15 protein-coding genes are annotated in these 16,605 nt (G+C 67.9%); 5 read left to right on the top strand and 10 right to left on the bottom strand.

Annotated features, from left to right (window positions below; genetic code table 11):
- Window positions 1-82: 82 nt before the first annotated feature.
- Both MKK49_RS13945 and MKK49_RS13940 read left to right on the top strand, forming a co-directional pair.
- The gene (locus MKK49_RS13945) at window positions 83-385 is read left to right on the top strand and encodes a YggT family protein (RefSeq protein ID WP_244029354.1); all 303 of its coding nucleotides are present in this window, start codon (window positions 83-85) and stop codon (window positions 383-385) included.
- 36 nt (window positions 386-421) lie between these two features.
- A complete protein-coding gene (locus MKK49_RS13940; RefSeq protein WP_244029353.1) occupies window positions 422-1,468 on the top strand; it encodes a MaoC family dehydratase in 1,047 nt (348 codons plus the stop codon).
- A gap of 15 nt (window positions 1,469-1,483) precedes the next feature.
- Here MKK49_RS13940 and MKK49_RS13935 read toward each other — a convergent pair whose 3' ends face one another.
- Window positions 1,484-2,287: a TSUP family transporter gene (locus tag MKK49_RS13935; protein ID WP_244029351.1), complete on the bottom strand. Its 804-nt coding sequence runs from the start codon at window positions 2,285-2,287 to the stop codon at window positions 1,484-1,486.
- Window positions 2,288-2,374: 87 nt separating this feature from the next.
- Entirely contained in the window at window positions 2,375-2,950 is a 576-nt protein-coding gene (locus tag MKK49_RS13930; RefSeq protein WP_244029473.1) for a L,D-transpeptidase, read from the bottom strand.
- Between the two features lie 353 nt (window positions 2,951-3,303).
- Between MKK49_RS13930 and MKK49_RS13925 the strand changes: the two genes are divergently transcribed.
- The 3 genes from MKK49_RS13925 (at window position 3,304) to MKK49_RS13915 (ending at window position 8,364) form a co-directional block, all read left to right on the top strand.
- Complete coding sequence (locus MKK49_RS13925) at window positions 3,304-3,618, top strand: hypothetical protein (protein WP_244029349.1); 315 nt, start codon at window positions 3,304-3,306, stop codon at window positions 3,616-3,618.
- A gap of 339 nt (window positions 3,619-3,957) precedes the next feature.
- Window positions 3,958-5,199 (top strand): efflux RND transporter periplasmic adaptor subunit, encoded by a 1,242-nt coding sequence (locus tag MKK49_RS13920; protein ID WP_409565075.1) that lies wholly within the window; start codon window positions 3,958-3,960, stop codon window positions 5,197-5,199.
- Window positions 5,200-5,202: 3 nt separating this feature from the next.
- On the top strand, window positions 5,203-8,364 hold the full coding sequence (locus MKK49_RS13915) for a multidrug efflux RND transporter permease subunit (RefSeq protein WP_244029345.1): 3,162 nt from the start codon (window positions 5,203-5,205) through the stop codon (window positions 8,362-8,364).
- Window positions 8,365-8,541: 177 nt separating this feature from the next.
- Here MKK49_RS13915 and MKK49_RS13910 read toward each other — a convergent pair whose 3' ends face one another.
- From MKK49_RS13910 to MKK49_RS13875, 8 genes are all read right to left on the bottom strand, one after another.
- Window positions 8,542-9,345, bottom strand: coding sequence for a succinate dehydrogenase iron-sulfur subunit (locus MKK49_RS13910; RefSeq protein WP_244029343.1), 804 nt, complete (start codon window positions 9,343-9,345; stop codon window positions 8,542-8,544).
- Window positions 9,345-9,797: a type II toxin-antitoxin system VapC family toxin gene (locus tag MKK49_RS13905; protein WP_244029341.1), complete on the bottom strand. Its 453-nt coding sequence runs from the start codon at window positions 9,795-9,797 to the stop codon at window positions 9,345-9,347. The genes MKK49_RS13910 and MKK49_RS13905 overlap by 1 nt, the downstream gene beginning before the upstream one ends.
- Window positions 9,794-10,039 (bottom strand): FitA-like ribbon-helix-helix domain-containing protein, encoded by a 246-nt coding sequence (locus tag MKK49_RS13900; protein ID WP_244029339.1) that lies wholly within the window; start codon window positions 10,037-10,039, stop codon window positions 9,794-9,796. The genes MKK49_RS13905 and MKK49_RS13900 overlap by 4 nt, the downstream gene beginning before the upstream one ends.
- A gap of 24 nt (window positions 10,040-10,063) precedes the next feature.
- Window positions 10,064-11,878, bottom strand: coding sequence for a succinate dehydrogenase flavoprotein subunit (gene sdhA, locus MKK49_RS13895; protein WP_244029336.1), 1,815 nt, complete (start codon window positions 11,876-11,878; stop codon window positions 10,064-10,066).
- Between the two features lie 29 nt (window positions 11,879-11,907).
- Window positions 11,908-12,312 (bottom strand): succinate dehydrogenase, hydrophobic membrane anchor protein, encoded by a 405-nt coding sequence (sdhD, locus tag MKK49_RS13890; protein WP_244029335.1) that lies wholly within the window; start codon window positions 12,310-12,312, stop codon window positions 11,908-11,910.
- A gap of 11 nt (window positions 12,313-12,323) precedes the next feature.
- Complete coding sequence (sdhC, locus tag MKK49_RS13885; protein ID WP_244029333.1) at window positions 12,324-12,725, bottom strand: succinate dehydrogenase, cytochrome b556 subunit; 402 nt, start codon at window positions 12,723-12,725, stop codon at window positions 12,324-12,326.
- 167 nt (window positions 12,726-12,892) lie between these two features.
- On the bottom strand, window positions 12,893-14,212 hold the full coding sequence (locus MKK49_RS13880; protein WP_244029331.1) for an SLC13 family permease: 1,320 nt from the start codon (window positions 14,210-14,212) through the stop codon (window positions 12,893-12,895).
- Between the two features lie 125 nt (window positions 14,213-14,337).
- Window positions 14,338-16,563: a glycosyltransferase family 2 protein gene (locus MKK49_RS13875; RefSeq protein ID WP_244029329.1), complete on the bottom strand. Its 2,226-nt coding sequence runs from the start codon at window positions 16,561-16,563 to the stop codon at window positions 14,338-14,340.
- Between the last annotated feature and the right edge of the window lie 42 nt (window positions 16,564-16,605).

Here is a 16,605-nt window from a genome sequence, read left to right as displayed (position 1 = left end):
TGTCAATTCCGGAAATCCTGCTGCCGTGCGGGCGCGTGAACCGTGCCCGGAGCGCGGGACCACGAGGACATCGATCCCACGCATGAACGCCTTCCTCTGGCTCTTCGACACCGTCGTCCAGCTCTACATCTACGTGCTCATCGCCAGCGCCGTCCTGAGCTGGCTCGTGGCGTTCAACGTGGTGAACGTCCGAAATCCCATCGTCTCGCAGATCGGCGAGGTGCTCTACCGGCTCACCGAACCAGTGCTGCGGCCGATCCGCAACATCCTGCCCAACCTCGGCGGCGTCGACCTGTCGCCCATCGTGCTGGTGCTGCTGCTGCTCTTCGCCAGCCGCCTGCTCCACGAATTCGTGCCGGTGCAGGCCACCGTCTACACGCGCTGAGCGCCCCATTCCTTCGCGAGAGGACGATCCGCGCCCATGAAGACCAATCCCGGCCGCTTCTTCGAGGATTACCGCCTCGGCGAGACCATCCGCCATGCCACGCCCCGCACGGTCACCACCGGCGACGTGGCGCTCTACACCGCGCTCTACGGCCCGCGCTTCGCGGTCCAGTCGTCGGACGCCTTCGCGCGTAAGCTCGGCTACCCGCAGAGCCCGCTCGACGATCTGCTCACCTTCCACGTGGTGTTCGGCAAGACCGTACCGGACATCTCGCTCAACGCCCTGGCCAACCTCGGCTACGCCGAGGGCGGCTTCCACCGGCCGGTCTATCCGGGCGAGACCCTGTCCACGGTCTCAGAGGTCATCGGTCTCAAGGAGAGTTCGAACCGCCAGACCGGCGTGGTCTACGTCCGCTCGACGGGTTCGGACGCCAGTGGCGAGACGGTGCTCAGCTATTGCCGCTGGGTCCTCGTCAAGAAGCGCGACCCCGAGGCGACGATCGCGCAGGAGCATGTGCCGACCTTCGCCAAGGTGGTGTCGCCGGCCGACCTCGCCGGGGCACTGCCGCCGCTGGAGGCGCGCGCCTACGATGTCGATCTGGCGGGCAGCCCGCACCGTTTCTCGGACTACGTCGTCGGCGAGAAGATCGACCACGTTGACGGCATGACCGTGGAGGAGGCCGAGCACCAGATCGCCACGCGCCTGTTCCAGAACACCGCCAAGGTCCATTTCGACGCCTTCGCGACGAAGGACACCCGCTTCGGCCGGCGGCTGATCTACGGCGGCCACGTGATCTCGCTGGCGCGCGCGCTCAGCTTCAACGGTCTCGCCAACGCGTTCGCGCTGGCCGGCATCAACGCCGGCCGCCACGTGGCGCCGCTGTTCGCCGGCGACACGGTCTATGCCTGGAGCGAGGTGCTGGAGACGGCCGAACTGCCCGGCCGGTCCGATGTCGGGCTGCTGCGCCTGCGCACGGTGGCGACGAAGAACCAGCCCTGCGGCAGCCACCCCGACAAGGTCGGCGATGCCTACGACCCGTCGGTGATCCTCGACCTCGACTACTGGGCGTTCATGCCACGGTAAGTCTTGCCGCGCCGATCACCCAGCGGAGAACAGACCGACCACGGCGTGCCGGAGCGGGTTCGCCGGGTCGGAGAGCAACCGGATCGCCATGGCGCACGCGATGGTGACGAGGAGCGGCCGGATCAGCCGTGCTCCGAGCCGAATGGCGAGGCGGGCGCCGATCTGCGCGCCGAGGATCGCCCCCACCGCCATGGTCAGGCCGATGGCCCAGAACACGTGTCCCCCGAACGCGAACAGCGCGAGACTCCCGAGGTTGCTCGCCGCATTGGCGAGCTTGGTGTGGGCGGTGGCGCGCACGACGCCGAGGCCCAGCAGGGTGACGAACCCGATCATGTAGAACGCGCCGGCGCCCGGCCCGAACACCCCATCGTAGAAGCCCACTGCCGGCGCCCAGGTCAGGGCGAACACGGCCGGACTCATCCGCGCCGTGGCGTCCTCGGCGCTCATGCGCCGGGCGGTGGCGAAGTAGAGGGCGATTCCGACGAGCAGGATCGGCACACCGGCATCGAGGACGGGGCGCGGCAGGAGGCTGACGCACAGGGCTCCGGCGACCGAGGCAAGACCGGCCGAGACCGCGATCTTCCAGGCGGCCGGCCAGTGGATCAGGCCACGCCGGGCGAAGGCGAGGGTGGAGGAAACGGCGCCCGCGGAGCCCTGGAGCTTGTTCGTCGCGATGGCGCTCACGGGATCGAGGCCGGCCAGCAGCAACGTCGGGAGCGTGATCAGGCCGCCGCCGCCCGCGATGGCATCGACGCACCCCGCCGCGACCGCCACGGCGAACAGGCCCGCGAGCAGGCCGGGATCGACACCGAAGATCATGTGCCCTCTGGCGATTCAGGATGAGCCGACCAGAGGCGGGCGGGGGAGTCGTCGAGACCCGGGTGCTTCCCCTTGGTCTCGACAAAATCAGTTGCGGACGACGACCTTGGTGCCGACCTTCACGCGGTCGTAGAGATCGACCACGTCCTTGTTGGTCATGCGGATGCAGCCCGACGAGACGGCGGCGCCCATGGTCTCGGGCTCGTTCGAACCGTGGATGCGGTAGAGCGTGGAGCCGAGATACATCGCGCGGGCGCCCAGCGGGTTGTCCTGGCCGCCGGCCATGAAGCGCGGCAAGTCGGGGCGGCGGGCGAGCATCTGTGCCGGCGGGCGCCAATCCGGCCATTCCTTCTTCATGGTCACGGCCTTCTGGCCCGACCACGAGAAGCCCTGGCGCCCGACGCCGACGCCGTAGCGCACGGCCTGCCCGCCGGGGAGCACGTAGAACAGGCGGCGCTGGCTCGTGGAGACCACGACGGTGCCGGGCTTCTCCGCACCCTTCCAGGCGACGGTCTCGCGCGGAATCGCCTGCTCGCGGAAGATGTTCATGAAGTCGGCGATGGGACCGCTGTCGAACGGGTTGCCGGCCCGGGCGCCGGGCGCCGTCGCAAACGTCAGGGCGGCCGCGAGAACCGAGGCGGCAAGGCCGCGGCGCGTCGGCATGCGGGTCTGCATGGTTGTCTCCTCCAGCCGAAGCAGGTTCGGCGCCGTCGCGGCGCCGGACCCGGCAGGCAGATGGTCGGCGGCCGATGGCCGGGGACGGAGCCTTGGCCGCCGGACGGGGAACGGTCAACCGCGACGCGGTGGAAGGCGGACGCCCTGTGTGATCCGCGCAACGGCGTCGACCAGCGGGGTCCGACCGAACCCTGACACAATGCCGCAGGAACTTGTAGCCGGCGGCGTCATGCACCAGACTTCAGACCGTGAGAAGTTCTGGAACATACAACCAGCCGCAGACCGGCCCGCGATCGATCCACGCGCCGTCCCGAGGAGTGCGGACGTCGATCCTGTCGCGCATGGTCCATGCGGTCGCCCTGCTTCTCGTCGTCTTCGGCCTCCTGTCCGATGCGGGCTCGGTCGCCAGCGCTTCGGCCTCTCCCTTCTCCGTGAGCGCGGTCGTCCTGAGTGACGATGGATCGACGTGCGGAGCCACCGTGCGGTTGCCGCATGCGGCAGCGGAGGCGGACGACTTTCGCGATACGATCGCGGCCCCCTTACCGCGGTTCATGCCGTTGCCGCTGGAGGGGGACGCTTTCGGCGTGGCCCCGTCGCATTCGGCCGAGAGCCGCGTGACCCAGCCGCCGGACCGGCCGCCCCGGCGCCATACCTGAGCCGCCGGGAAGCACGATCCGGCGCCTTTTTGCCGGGCCATTCCCCGTCGAGGCGTATTTCTTCATGCGCGCGCCGCCATGGTCGTCTGATCGCCAAGATCGTGTGCGAGCCTGCGATCGAGCCAGTACGGTCCGACGGCCTCGCGCCATAGCCTTCTCCCCGATGCCCCGCATCGCCGCGTCGGACCACGCCCATCGTGGCCCGGCGTTTGCCGCGAACCGCTCCGGTCCCGGACAGTCGTGGCCCCTCAACGCAGCGCTGCCGGCCCCGATCGCGTGGGCCGCGCATCGACCCGATTTCGCAGGAGCGAAGTGATCGTGACGTCTCCCTCCACACGCGTGTTCTGGGCGCGCCCGGCCTCCGTCGCCGCCGGCATCGTCCTCGTCACCCTGTCGGCCTGCAACCAGAAGCAGCAGGCGGCGGCACCGGTGCCGGCCCCACCGCCGGAGGTGAGCATCGTCACCGTGCGCGAGCAGCCGATTCCCTACGTGCGCGATCTGCCGGGCCGCGTCGCCCCCATGCGCATCGCGGAAGTCCGCTCGCGTGTCTCGGGCCTCGTCATCAAGCGGACCTTCGAGCAGGGCAGCTTGGTCAAGGAGGGTGACGTCCTCTACAAGATCGACCCGGCGCCCTTCCAGGTGGAGTTGCAGAGCGCCGAGGCGGTGCTCGCCCGCACGGAGGCGGCGCAGGTCCTGGCCGGGCAGCAGGCCGACCGCCTGGAACAGCTGCTGACGCGCCAGACGGCGAGTCAGGCCCAGTACGACAGCGCCTATGCGGGCCTGAAGCAGGCGCAGGCCGAAGTGGCCGGCGCCAAGGCCGCCCGCGACCGGGCCAAGCTCAACCTGAACTACACCGATGTCCGCGCCCCGATTTCGGGCCGCATCGGCCGTGCCCTTCTCACCGAAGGCACCCTGGTCGACCAGGGCGCCACCTCGAACCTCGCCACCATCCAGCAGCTCGATCCGATCTACGTCGACATCACCCAATCGGTGGGCGAGCTGAACAAGCTGCGGCGGGATCTCGCTAGCGGCGAGCTCTCGCGCCTGTCCGGCGATACCGCCAACGTCCATCTCATCATGGATGACGGCTCCCTCTACGGCTCGGCCGGAAGGCTCCTGTTCTCCGATGTCACCGCCGATCCGAGCACCGGCCAGGTGACCCTGCGCGTGCAGTTCCCCAACCCGCACGACGAGCTGTTTCCCGGCATGTACGTGCGCGCCCGGATCAAGCAGGGCATCGATTCCGATGCGCTCGCCGTCCCGCAACAGGCGATCCAGCGCACCAGCGACGGCAAGCCCGAGGTCTGGGTGGTGCGCGAGGACAACAAGGTCATGCTCCAGCCCATCGAGGTCGGCCCGGTGGTCGACCGCCAATGGATCGTCCGGGAGGGCCTGAAGGTCGGCGACCGCGTCGTGGTCGAAGGCGTGCAGAAGATTTCGGCCGGCCAGCAGGTGAAGACCGTCGAGCTCCATCCGGCCACGGAGGATACGGCGCCCAAGCCCCGCGACACGGACGTGGTCGAGTCGGCTCCCAAATCGGACGCCAAGTCCGGTCCCCAGTCCACCGTGCAGGTGCGCTGACCCATGGCGCGTTTCTTCATCGAAAGACCGGTCTTCGCCTGGGTCGTCGCCCTGTTCATCATCCTGGGCGGCGTACTCTCGATCCCGATGCTGCCCGTCGCGCAGTATCCGGTGATCGCGCCCCCCTCCATCGCCCTCTCGACGGCCTTCCCCGGCGCGTCGGTGGAGAGCCTCTACACCGGCACCACGCGGCTCATCGAGGACGAGCTCAACGGGGCCGCCAACATCATGAGCTTCGAGTCGACGACCGATTCGTTCGGCTCGATCAACATCACGGCGACGTTCCAGCCGGGGACCGACCCGGCGTTGGCCTCCGTCGAGGTGCAGAACCGCCTGAAACGCGTCGAGGCGCGCCTGCCGGCGGAAGTGCGCCAGCAGGGCATCCTCGTGGAGGAAGCCTCGGCCGCGACCCTCAACATCATCACCCTCGTCTCCACGGACGGGAAGATGGACGAGATCGGGCTCGGCGACTTCCTCATCCGCAACGTCATCAACGAGATCCGGCGCGTGCCGGGGGTGGGCCGCGCGACGCTCTACTCGACGGAGCGGTCCCTGCGCGTCTGGGTCGACCCGGACAAGCTCCGCGGCCTGTCGCTGAGCCCCGAGGACGTCACGGACGCCATCCGCAATCAGAACATCCAGATCGCCTCCGGTGCCGTCGGTGCGCAGCCGAGTCCGGTCAAGAACGCCGTGTTTGCGCCGATCATCGTCAAGGGCCAGCTCAACACCGTCGAGGATTTCGGCGCCATCGTCCTGCGGGCGAATTCCGACGGCTCGAACGTGCGCCTGCGCGACGTGTCGCGCATCGAACTCGGCGGCGACGCCTACCAGTTCTCGACGCGCCTGAACGGCGGTGAGGCCGCCGGCATCTCCGTGACCCTGGCCCCCGACGGCAACGCCCTCGAGACCGCCCAGGCGATCCGCGCCAAGATGGAGGAGTTGTCGCAGTTCTTTCCGCCGGGCCTGAAGTGGGACATCCCCTACGACATCACGCCCGCCGTGAAGGCCTCCATCGAGAAGGTGCTGCACACCCTCGTCGAGGCGGTGATCCTGGTGTTCATCGTGATGTTCCTGTTCCTGCAGAACATCCGCTACACGCTCATCCCGACCATCGTGGTGCCCATCGCCATCATGGGGACGGTGACGGTGATGCTGCTCGCCGGGTTCTCCATCAACGTACTCACCATGTTCGGCATGGTGCTGGCCATCGGCATCCTCGTCGACGACGCCATCGTAGTGGTGGAGAACGTCGAGCGCATCATGAACGAGGAAGGGCTTCCCCCGAAGGAAGCCACCGCCAAGGCCATGGAGCAGATTACCGGCGCCATCATCGGCATCACTCTGGTGCTCGTGGCCGTGTTCATCCCCATGGCGTTCTTCCCCGGGTCCGTCGGCATCATCTACCGGCAGTTCTCCATCGCCATGGTGACGTCCATCGGCTTCTCGGCCCTGCTCGCCCTGTCCCTGACCCCAGCCCTGTGCGCGACCCTGCTGAAGCCCGTGCAGAAGGGCCACGGCCACGCCAAGGGTGGGTTCTTCGGCTGGTTCAACCGCATCGTCGACCGCGAGACCGCCCGCTACGGGCGCGGGGTCGCCTGGTTCATCAAGGCGTCCGGCCGGGTGATGGTGGTCTACCTCGTCCTGGTGCTGGGCGTGGCCTACGCCTTCATGCGCTTGCCCGAGGGCTTCCTGCCCATCGAGGACCAGGGCTTCTTCACCGTCGACATCCAGACGCCCCCGGGCGCCTCGTTCAACCGGACACAGGCCGCCGTACGCAAGGTCGAGGAGCACCTCATGGCTCAGCCGGGCGTCGCCACGGTGACGATGCTCAACGGCTTCTCGTTCTCCGGGCAGGGGGCGAACCTCAGCCAGGCCTTCGTCACGCTCAAGCCCTGGAGCGAGCGCGACGCGTCGAGCTCCGCCGCCGCCCTCGTGGCGGGGACCAACACGGCCCTCGCCGGGTACCGCGACGCCATCGTCGACGCCCAGGAGCCGCCGCCGGTGGACAACCTCGGTAACGCCGCGGGCTTCTCGTTCCGCCTCCAGGACCGCGCACAGCGGGGATACTCGGCCCTCACGGCGGCCGAGGCCCAGCTCCTGTCCCTCGCTCGCAAGAGCCCCATCCTCCAGAAGGTGAAGATTGAGGGCCTGCCCCCGGCGCCTCAGGCGGAGCTCATCATCGACCGCGAGAAGGCCGCCGCCCTCGGGGTGAAGTTCGAGGACATCAACGCCACCATCCAGGTCAACCTCGGTTCGGTCTACACCAACGACTTCCCGAACCAGGGCAAGATGCAGCGCGTCTACGTGCAGGCGGAGCAGCTCCAGCGCATGCAGGCCACCGACCTGCTGAGCTACGCCGTGAAGAATGCGCAAGGGGCGATGGTGCCGATGTCCTCCTTCGCCGACCTGAAATGGGGCATGGGGCCGAGCCAGATCGTCGGCTTCAACGGCTACCAGTCCGTGCGCATCACCGGCGAGCCGAACCCGGGCTACACCTCGGGCGACGCCATCGCCGAGATGGAGCGGCTGATGCAGCAGTTGCCCAAGGGCTTCGGCTACACCTGGACCGGGCAGTCGCTCCAGGAGAAGCTGGCGGGCAGCCAGGCGAGCCTACTCCTCGCCCTGTCCGTCCTCATCGTGTTCCTGTGTCTGGCCGCCCTCTACGAGAGCTGGACGATCCCCCTCTCGGTGCTCCTCGTGATTCCGCTCGGCATCATCGGATCCGTGGCGGCGGTCTATCTCAGGGGCCTGCCCAACGACGTCTACTTCAAGATCGGCCTCATCACGATCATCGGTCTGTCGGCCAAGAACGCGATCCTCATCGTGGAATTCGCCAAGGACCTGTGGAAGCCGGGCAAGAGCCTCGTCGACGCCACCATCGAGGCGTCGACCCTGCGCTTCCGCCCCATCGTGATGACCTCGCTGGCCTTCATCCTCGGCGTGGTGCCGCTCGCCATCGCCACGGGCGCGGCCTCGAAGAGCCAGCAGGCCATCGGCACGGGCGTGATGGGCGGCATGATCTCGGCGACCCTTCTCGCCGTGCTGTTCGTGCCGGTGTTCTTCGTCGTGGTGATGCGCCTGTTCCGGCGCAAGGACGCCACGGAGGGCATCCAGCCCGAGACGAAGCCGTCCGCAGCAGCGCATCACCCGGCAGCGGCCGAGTGATCTGACTCCGGTCCCGGGCTCCCGAAGGGATCATCCGCTCAGTGGGTGCGGGCAGACCCCGACAAAGAACCCAGGGCTCCACCCTGGACCCGCGAAGGGCTCGCCCTTCGAACCCCAAATGAGAAAGGGCGCGCGGTTCACACCGTGCGCCCTTTTTCACGGCTCCGTCGAAAGCCCTCAGACCTCGCGGGCGACCATCATCTTCTTGATCTCGGCGATGGCTTTCGCCGGATTCAGGCTCTTCGGGCAGGCGTTGGCGCAGTTCATGATCGTGTGGCAGCGGTAGAGCCGGAATGGATCGTGCAGGGCGTCGAGGCGCTCGCCGGTGTTCTCGTCACGGCTGTCGATGAGCCAGCGATAGGCCTGGAGCAGGGCGGCGGGACCGAGGAAGCGATCGCCGTTCCACCAGTAGCTCGGGCACGAGGTGGTGCAGCAGGCGCACAGGATGCACTCGTAGAGTCCGTCGAGCTGGGCCCGGTCCTCGGGGGTCTGCTTCCACTCGCCTTCGGGAGCCGGGGTCTCGGTCTGGAGCCAAGGCTCGATGGAGGCGTGCTGGGCGAAGAAGTTCGTCAGATCCGGCACCAGATCCTTCAGCACCGGCATGTGCGGCAGCGGGTAGATCCGCACGGCGCCGGTCTTCTTGCCCTTGGCGTGCTCCTGACACTCGTCGATGCCCATGGTGCAGGCGAGCGCGTTCTGGCCCTCGATGTTCATGGCGCAGGAGCCGCAGATGCCCTCACGGCAGGAGCGGCGGAACACCAGGGTCGAATCGACCTTGCTCTTGATCCACAGGAGCGCGTCGAGGACCATCGGTCCACAATCGTCGCGATCGACCTGATAGACGTCGACGCGAGGGTTCTTCCCGTCGTCGGGATTCCAGCGGTAGATCCGGAATTCCTGAAGGTTGTTGGCGCCGACCGGCCGGGGCCAGGTCTTGCCCTCGGTGAGCTTGGAGTTCTTGGGGAGGGCGAATTCAGCCATCAGGCGTCCCTGTGCGTGTCTGTAGAGGAGTGAGCGACGGCAGCGTCCAGTTCGAGCACCAGATGCCCGAAGCCGCGCTCGGCCGCCTTCTGGATGAGCTTCAGGTCGGCCGTCACGAGGCAAGACCCCGCCTGTTCGGCACAGGCCAGGAACATGCAGTCCTGAACGGGATGGCTCATGGCCACGGCGATTTGCAAAGCCCTACGAAAGAGAACGAGCGACGGCACGATCAATTCGAAGAGGTCGGGTAGCGACCGGCAACTCTCCGCCGCGAGTTGCCAATCCGCTTCGCCGAGGCGAAGCTTCTTCTGCATCGCGCTCGCGAACTCAGTGAAGATCAGATCGGGCGCCCGGAAGACGGCCTCCGTCGCCAGCAGCGCCACGGCGGTGTCGTGCCCCGGTTCAGGAAGGAACCACTTCACCGCCACCGACGTGTCGATCACGAACTTCACCTGTCACGATCCTCTCGGATCAGAACGACGCTGTCGGTCTGAGCGACGGACTTCGGAGCCATGGCGGCGATCCGCTTCACACGCGCCACGCGATCCTCCTGCTCGCCCGGCGCCCGTGCGGCGAGCCCTTCCTGAATCAGGGTCAACACTTCGTGCTCAAGGGACCGGCCGTGACGCTTCGCCAAGGACGAGAGCTGCTGGACAGTCTCGTCATCGACGTTCCTGATCATCAGTTCGCCCATGGCGAGTCCTCCCGGTTCAGATCCTCAATACACCCGCGCCTTCGGCTCGATATATTGGATCTCGTTCGACATGGTGTAGGTGTGCACCGGGCGGTAATCGATGGTGACCTGCTTGGATTTGTCGTCCATCCAGGCCAGCGTGTGCTTCATCCATTCCTTGTCGTCGCGATCGGGGAAGTCCTCGCGGGCATGCGCCCCGCGGCTTTCCTTGCGGTTGGCCGCCGATTCCATGGTAACGACGGCTTGGCCGATGAGGTTGTCGAACTCCAGGGTCTCAAGGAGATCGGTGTTCCAGATGAGGGAGCGGTCGGTGACGTGGATGTCGGCGAGCCCCGAGGCGACCTTGTGGATGAGGGTCTTGCCCTCCTCCAGCACCTCGCCGGTGCGGAAGACCGCACAGTTGTTCTGCATGGTCTTCTGCATCTCGGCGCGCAGCTCAGACGTCGGCGTGCCGCCGTCGGCGTAGCGGAACCGGTCGAGACGGCCGAGCGCCTTGTCGGCCGAGTCCTTCGGCAGGTCCATCTGGCGGCGGCCCGGCTCGACGATCTCGGCGCAGCGCAGGCCGGCCGCGCGGCCGAACACCACGAGGTCGATGAGCGAGTTCGAACCGAGACGGTTGGCGCCGTGCACCGAGACGCAGGCCGCTTCGCCGAGCGCCATCAGGCCCGGCACCACGGTGTCGGGATTGCCGTTCTTCAGGGTCAGCACCTCGCCGTGATAGTTCGTCGGGATGCCGCCCATGTTGTAATGCACCGTCGGCAGCACCGGGATCGGCTCCTTGGTGACGTCGACGCCGGCGAAGATCTTCGCGGACTCCGAGATACCGGGAAGACGCTGGTGCAGGATCGCCGGGTCGAGGTGGTCGAGGTGCAGGTAGATGTGGTCGCTCGTCTTGCCGACACCGCGCCCGGCCCGGATCTCCATGGTCATCGAGCGCGAGACCACGTCGCGCGACGCCAAATCCTTGGCCGAGGGCGCGTAGCGCTCCATGAAGCGCTCGCCCTCGGAGTTCGTCAGGTAGCCGCCTTCACCGCGCGCGCCCTCGGTGATGAGGCAGCCCGCACCGTAGATGCCGGTGGGGTGGAACTGCACGAACTCCATGTCCTGCAGCGGCAGGCCGGCGCGCAGGACCATGGCGTTGCCGTCGCCCGTGCAGGTATGGGCGGAGGTTGCCGAGAAGTACGAGCGGCCGTAACCGCCGGTGGCGAGGATCGTCTGCTGGGCGCGGAAGCGGTGGATCTCGCCGGTGGCCTGGTCGATGGCAATCACGCCGAGGCAGCGGCCGTCCTCGTCCATGATCAGGTCGAGGGCGAAGTACTCGATGAAGAAGTTGGTGTTGTTCTTCACCGCCTGCCCATAGAGCGTGTGCAGCATGGCGTGGCCGGTGCGGTCGGCCGCCGCACAGGTGCGCTGGGCGGTGCCCTTGCCGTAATCGGTGGTCATGCCGCCGAACGGCCGCTGATAGATCTTGCCCTCTTCCGTGCGCGAGAACGGCACACCCCAGTGCTCGAGCTCATAGACCGCCGCGGGGGCGTTGCGCACGAGGTACTCGATGGCGTCCTGGTCGCCGAGCCAGTCCGAGCCCTTCACGGTGTCGTACATGTGCCAGCGCCAGTCGTCCGGCCCCATGTTGCCGAGGGAGGCCGAGATGCCACCCTGCGCCGCCACGGTGTGCGAGCGGGTGGGGAACACCTTCGAGATGCAGGCGGTGCGCAGGCCGGCCTGAGAGCAGCCCACCGTGGCGCGAAGCCCGGCACCGCCGGCGCCGACGATCACCACATCGAAGGTGTGGTCGTTGATCATGTAGGCGGGGGCGCCGTTCGATCCGTTGCTGGCCATGGGAAAGTCCCTTCGGTTCTCGGATGCGGTCAGACGAGGCGGGCGAGGCTCACGCGCAGGATCGCGTAGAGGCAGGCCACCGCGACGGCGACGGCGTAGGTGGTGTTGGCGAACAGGGCGGCGAACTTCAGGCCCTTGTCGTGGACGTAATCCTCGATGACGACCTGCATGCCGATGCGCATGTGCAGGGTCACCGAGATCACGCCGCCGATGAGAATGAGGGCCGCCAGCGGGTGCGACACTAGGGCGGCGGCCTCGGGGTAGGGCCGGCCGGCCATCATCGCGATGATGACGATGAAGCCGATCATCAGCGGCACGTTGGCGGCGGCAGTGACGCGCTGCTGCCACCAGTGTCCGGCCCCATGCCCGGAGGCACCGAGCCCCTTCACGCGGGATCGGGCGGTGCGAAGGGAAGTCTTTGCGGTCTCGGCCATGGGCTTCTTCCTCAGCGCACGAGAAGGGCGACGGCCCAGATCGCCACGGTGACGATCACGGAGGCGATGAGGGTGCCGCGCGCGAGGTTCATGCGGCGCTCGCGGTCGAAGCCCTGGCCGACATCCCAAACGAAGTGGCGTAAGCCCCCGAGCATGTGGTGCATCAGGATCCAGGTGTAGGCGAACAGCACCAGCTTGCCCAAGATCGAGCCGAAGAACCACGCCACCCAGGCATAGGCCGCCGGGCCGGAGGCCAGGGTGACGAGCCAGATCGCCACGAGGGCGGTGCCGCCGTAGAGGGCCGTACCAGTGATGCGGTGGAACACCGACATCGCCATGGTCCAGGTCCAGCGGTAGATCTGGAGGTGGGGCGAGAGCGGCGCTGTGACCGTGGGTCGGGCGGTGGGAGCCATCGTGTTTCGCAGTCCTCGATGGTGGTTGCACGCCATGCTGACGCTGCAGTGCAAAAAGAAATTGGATCGTCTCTAATCTGCCCGTGGCCGGGCGCCAATCCGCAACCTGTCGCGGAGGGACGGGAGTGGCGACAGTTTTCTCGGATCGTAAGTCGGGCGCGGAGCCGTCACGGCAACCTCCCGAGGACGCGCCACCAGAGGTAATCCAGCGGTGCGACGATGAGCAGCGACGCCACACCGAGCACCAGGGTGAGCTTCGTCGCCTGCACCAGCGGCACCCGCCCGAGATCCATCGCCATGACGATGGGGGGCGCCTGATAGGGCAGGAACAGGGTCGAGTAGCCGACCACCTGCACCATCACCACGCTGGCAAGATCGAGGCCGCTGACCCGGGACATCTCGCCGGCGAGCGCCGTATAGAGGGCCGGCGCGCCGTTGGCGGTGACGACGAGGGCGAGGATTGACGCGATGCCGGTGAGAATGCCGAAATTGTAGGCCGGCGCATCCGGCGCCAGGGGCGCGAGGGCCAGGAGCGCATGGCCGAGGCTGGCTCCGAGGCCGGTGGCGTTCACCGTGGCGACGAGACCGAGCAGAGCCGCGACGTAGAAGCAGGTGCGCACGTTGACGGCCCCGAACGCGTCGGCCGGCAGGACGCCGATCCGCGGCATCAGGCAGATCACCGCCGCCGTGAGTCCGATCCAGGCCGGCGCGATGTGGTGGAGACTATCGGTGATCCAGAAGCCGAGGGTGGCGACGAGGATGACGGCCAAGCGCCGCGCCTCCGGTGTCAACGGCGCGACGGCGAGGGTGCCGTCGTCCACGGCCGTGAGCCGGTCGGGAAACAGCCGGACGACGCAGGCCACGAGGATCGCTCCCTTCACCAGGGCGAGGACCGGGGTGTGCAGGAGGAGGTAGGGCAGGTAGGCGAGGTGCAGGCCGTACTGGGCCTCGGCCGTGCCGGCCATGACGAGGTTGGGCACGTTGGCCGGCAGGATCGCGGCCGACAGGATCGGGGTCGCGACGCCGACGGCCAGGACGGCACCGTGGCGGCCGGGCCGCCCGGGGCCGAGGCCGTAGGTGTCGCAGAGGGCGAGCACCACCGGCACCAGCAGGGCGACGCGCCCGAGATTCGACGGCATCACGAAGGCGATGCCGAAAGCCAGCGCCACGAGGCCGGCGATGAAACCAGTGTAGGACCCCGACAAGTGCCCCGAGAGGCTTCGCGCCAGGCGATCTCCGAGGCCGGTCCGTGTCATGGCGAGGCCAACCACCATGCCGCCGAGCACGAGCCAGAACGCTGAGGACGCGAAGCCCGAGAACACCACGTTCGGGGGTGCGAGGCGAAACAGCATCGCCATGGCGAAGAACAGCAGGGCGGTGACGATCTCGGCCACGAGGCCGCTCGCCCACAGGCCCATGCAGACCACGAGCAGGGCGCCGGTCACCCAGACCGTCGCGTCTCCTCCCAAGGTCTGGACTGCCTGCATGCCGCGATTCCGGTGGCGGGACGCGCTCCACGCGTCGCCGGCCGGGGACAGAACCGCGAATTAGACTGGTTCGCAATTCGGGAGTCCGGCACCGAGCCTTCGCGGACGGCGAAGGCCCGGTGCGTTCAGAACCGTGCCGGATCGAGTTCGAAGGTCGGCGGCAGGGCCTCGAACCACGGGCTGTAGAACGGATCGTACGGGATCCTCGCAGCCCACCGCGCCCGGAACCTCTCGTGCTCGGCCGGATCGACGATACGGGCGCGGTTGCGGCTTTCGTAGTGATAGAGTTCGGCCTGGGCGCAGTAGACGATGCGCTGGCCTCGCTCCCACAGGCGCAGGCACAGATCGACGTCGTTGTAATTGACGGCGTAATCCGCATCGAACCCCCCGAGCGCCGAGAAATCCGCACGGCGCACCATCAGGCAGGCCCCCGTCACAGCGAGGTAATTGCGGTTGCCCACCGTGGAGAAGAAGTGTCCCGGATCGTCGCCCGGATAGCCGCGCCGGACATGGTCGGGCGTGGCATCGACGATGGAGACGCCCGCGTGCTGGATCTCGCCGGTCTCGAACAGCAGCTTCGGGCCCACCGCCCCGACGCCGTCGATCTGGAGCAGTGCCAGCATCGCCTCGATCCAGTCGGGGGTGATCACCGCGATGTCGTCGTTGAGAAAGACCAATATCTCGCCGGTGGTGGCGCCGGCCCCGAGGTTCATCTTGGCGGCGACGTTGAAGCCGGGCTCCCCGTAGGTGATCCGCCGCGCGTCGTAGCGGTCCAGGGCGTCGAGGGTGGCGGGGCGCAGGTCGCCGTTGTCGACAACGACGATCTCGAGGTCGCGATAGGTGCTCTTCGCCCGGATGCTGGCGAGGCATTCGACCAGGAGATCGACGGTGCGGCCACCGACCACGCTGTCGCGCCCGGCGCTCGGGATCACGATGGAGACCCGCGGCGCGCCGGCGATCCTTCGGCGCAGGAAGAAGCAGCCGGCATAGGGGGAGGGGCGGACGTGATCGAGCACGCCGGTGCGGCGCGCCCGGTCTTCGAGACCGCGCACGGCGGCCGCGATGACGTAGTCCTTGTTGTCCATCGTCTGAGCGGTGGAGCCCGGGATGGCGCGCCAGTGGTAGAGCACCTTCGGCACGTGGCGGACATTGCGGACGTGCTCGGTGTAGCGGAGCGCGAAGTCGTAATCCTGAGCGCCGTTGCATTCGTCGCGAAACCCGCCGATGCGCGCGACGATGTCCATGCAGTAGAGGGCGAGGTGAGCCGTGTACATGCACGCCTCCAGGGCCTCGGGCGACCAGTCCGGCTTGAAGAACGGATCGTAGCGCACGCCTTCGACGGAGACCTTGTCCTCGTCGGAGTAGAGGAAGTCGACGCTCGGATCGTCGTTGAGGACCCGGACGAACTCGTAGAGGGCGTTGTCGGGGATCGCGTCGTCGTGGTCCATGAGCGTCATGTATTCGCCCGTCGCCAACGCCATGGCATCGTTGGAGGCCGCCGAGATGCGCCCGTTGAGCTGGCGCCGGTGGAGTTTGATCCGGGGCTCGGCGGCGGCGAACGCCCGGAGCATCGGCCAGATATGCGGGCTCGGCGAGTTGTCGTCGCAGAGGCACAGCTCCCAGTTCTCGTAGGCCTGCGCCCGCACGGAGGCGATGGCGGCTTCGAGCCAGACCTTGGGCGTGTCGTAGACCGGCATCACGATGGAGATGCGCGGAGTGAACCCGAACCCGGCGATGTCCGCCCGCATGGCGGGCACGGACAGGCGGTCGGGCGCCTCCACGGCCTCGATCCAGGCGGCGTAGGAGGCCGGCACCGGGCGCGGCTTCGCGGCGTCGAGGAAGTCGCGCCACAGGGCGAGAGGCGAGCGGCGCCGGATCAGTCCCGCGAGGCGGGCTGTGAGACGGGGGAGGGAACGTTCGTCCGGAGGCAGACGCGCCACGAGGCGCCGGGCGATCTCCACGCAGGCGGCAGGGAACCCGAGATGATGAAGGGTGACGTCGCCAAGGGTAAACCCTCCGGCGCCGCTCAGGGGGTCGAGGCGTAAACCGCGCACCCGGCGCGGCAGGTGCACGAGATTGTCGATCCCGGCCTCGCCGCGTTCGAGGGGAATCGTCAGGGCCTCGCGAAATCCCTTGCCGTCGTCGATGTAGAGCAGCGGCACGAGCTTGGTCGGCCCCAGCGGCGCCAGGTCGGTCCGGATGCGGACCCAGCCGCCGCGATGCCGGCGCCGGCCTTCCGGCGGCAGGATACGAAAGTAGGGATCGGAGCCGACGGCGCGCCAGCCCCCGGAGGGGGCGTCGGCCACGATCTGATGGACGGGATCGAGGCGGCAGCGCACCGGTCGCGACAAGCTTCGGTCCTTCGGGCTTGGGCAATGAGTCGGCGCGTGGTC

The sequence above is a fragment of the Methylobacterium sp. J-090 genome (assembly GCF_022829345.1).
Lineage (GTDB): Bacteria > Pseudomonadota > Alphaproteobacteria > Rhizobiales > Beijerinckiaceae > Methylobacterium.
The sequence above is the reverse complement of the archived record's forward strand: the minus strand, read 5'-3'. Positions and strand labels throughout refer to the sequence as shown.

Bases quoted from the DNA above. Each gene is read 5' to 3' on its own strand.
- MKK49_RS13945 (WP_244029354.1), top strand. From the start codon at position 83: ATGAACGCCTTCCTCTGGCTCTTCGACACCGTCGTCCAGCTCTACATC.
- MKK49_RS13940 (WP_244029353.1), top strand. From the start codon at position 422: ATGAAGACCAATCCCGGCCGCTTCTTCGAGGATTACCGCCTCGGCGAG.
- MKK49_RS13935 (WP_244029351.1), bottom strand. From the start codon at position 2,287: ATGATCTTCGGTGTCGATCCCGGCCTGCTCGCGGGCCTGTTCGCCGTG.
- MKK49_RS13930 (WP_244029473.1), bottom strand. From the start codon at position 2,950: ATGCCGACGCGCCGCGGCCTTGCCGCCTCGGTTCTCGCGGCCGCCCTG.
- MKK49_RS13925 (WP_244029349.1), top strand. From the start codon at position 3,304: ATGGTCCATGCGGTCGCCCTGCTTCTCGTCGTCTTCGGCCTCCTGTCC.
- MKK49_RS13915 (WP_244029345.1), top strand. From the start codon at position 5,203: ATGGCGCGTTTCTTCATCGAAAGACCGGTCTTCGCCTGGGTCGTCGCC.
- MKK49_RS13910 (WP_244029343.1), bottom strand. From the start codon at position 9,345: ATGGCTGAATTCGCCCTCCCCAAGAACTCCAAGCTCACCGAGGGCAAG.
- MKK49_RS13900 (WP_244029339.1), bottom strand. From the start codon at position 10,039: ATGGGCGAACTGATGATCAGGAACGTCGATGACGAGACTGTCCAGCAG.
- sdhA (WP_244029336.1), bottom strand. From the start codon at position 11,878: ATGGCCAGCAACGGATCGAACGGCGCCCCCGCCTACATGATCAACGAC.
- sdhD (WP_244029335.1), bottom strand. From the start codon at position 12,312: ATGGCCGAGACCGCAAAGACTTCCCTTCGCACCGCCCGATCCCGCGTG.
- sdhC (WP_244029333.1), bottom strand. From the start codon at position 12,725: ATGGCTCCCACCGCCCGACCCACGGTCACAGCGCCGCTCTCGCCCCAC.
- MKK49_RS13880 (WP_244029331.1), bottom strand. From the start codon at position 14,212: ATGCAGGCAGTCCAGACCTTGGGAGGAGACGCGACGGTCTGGGTGACC.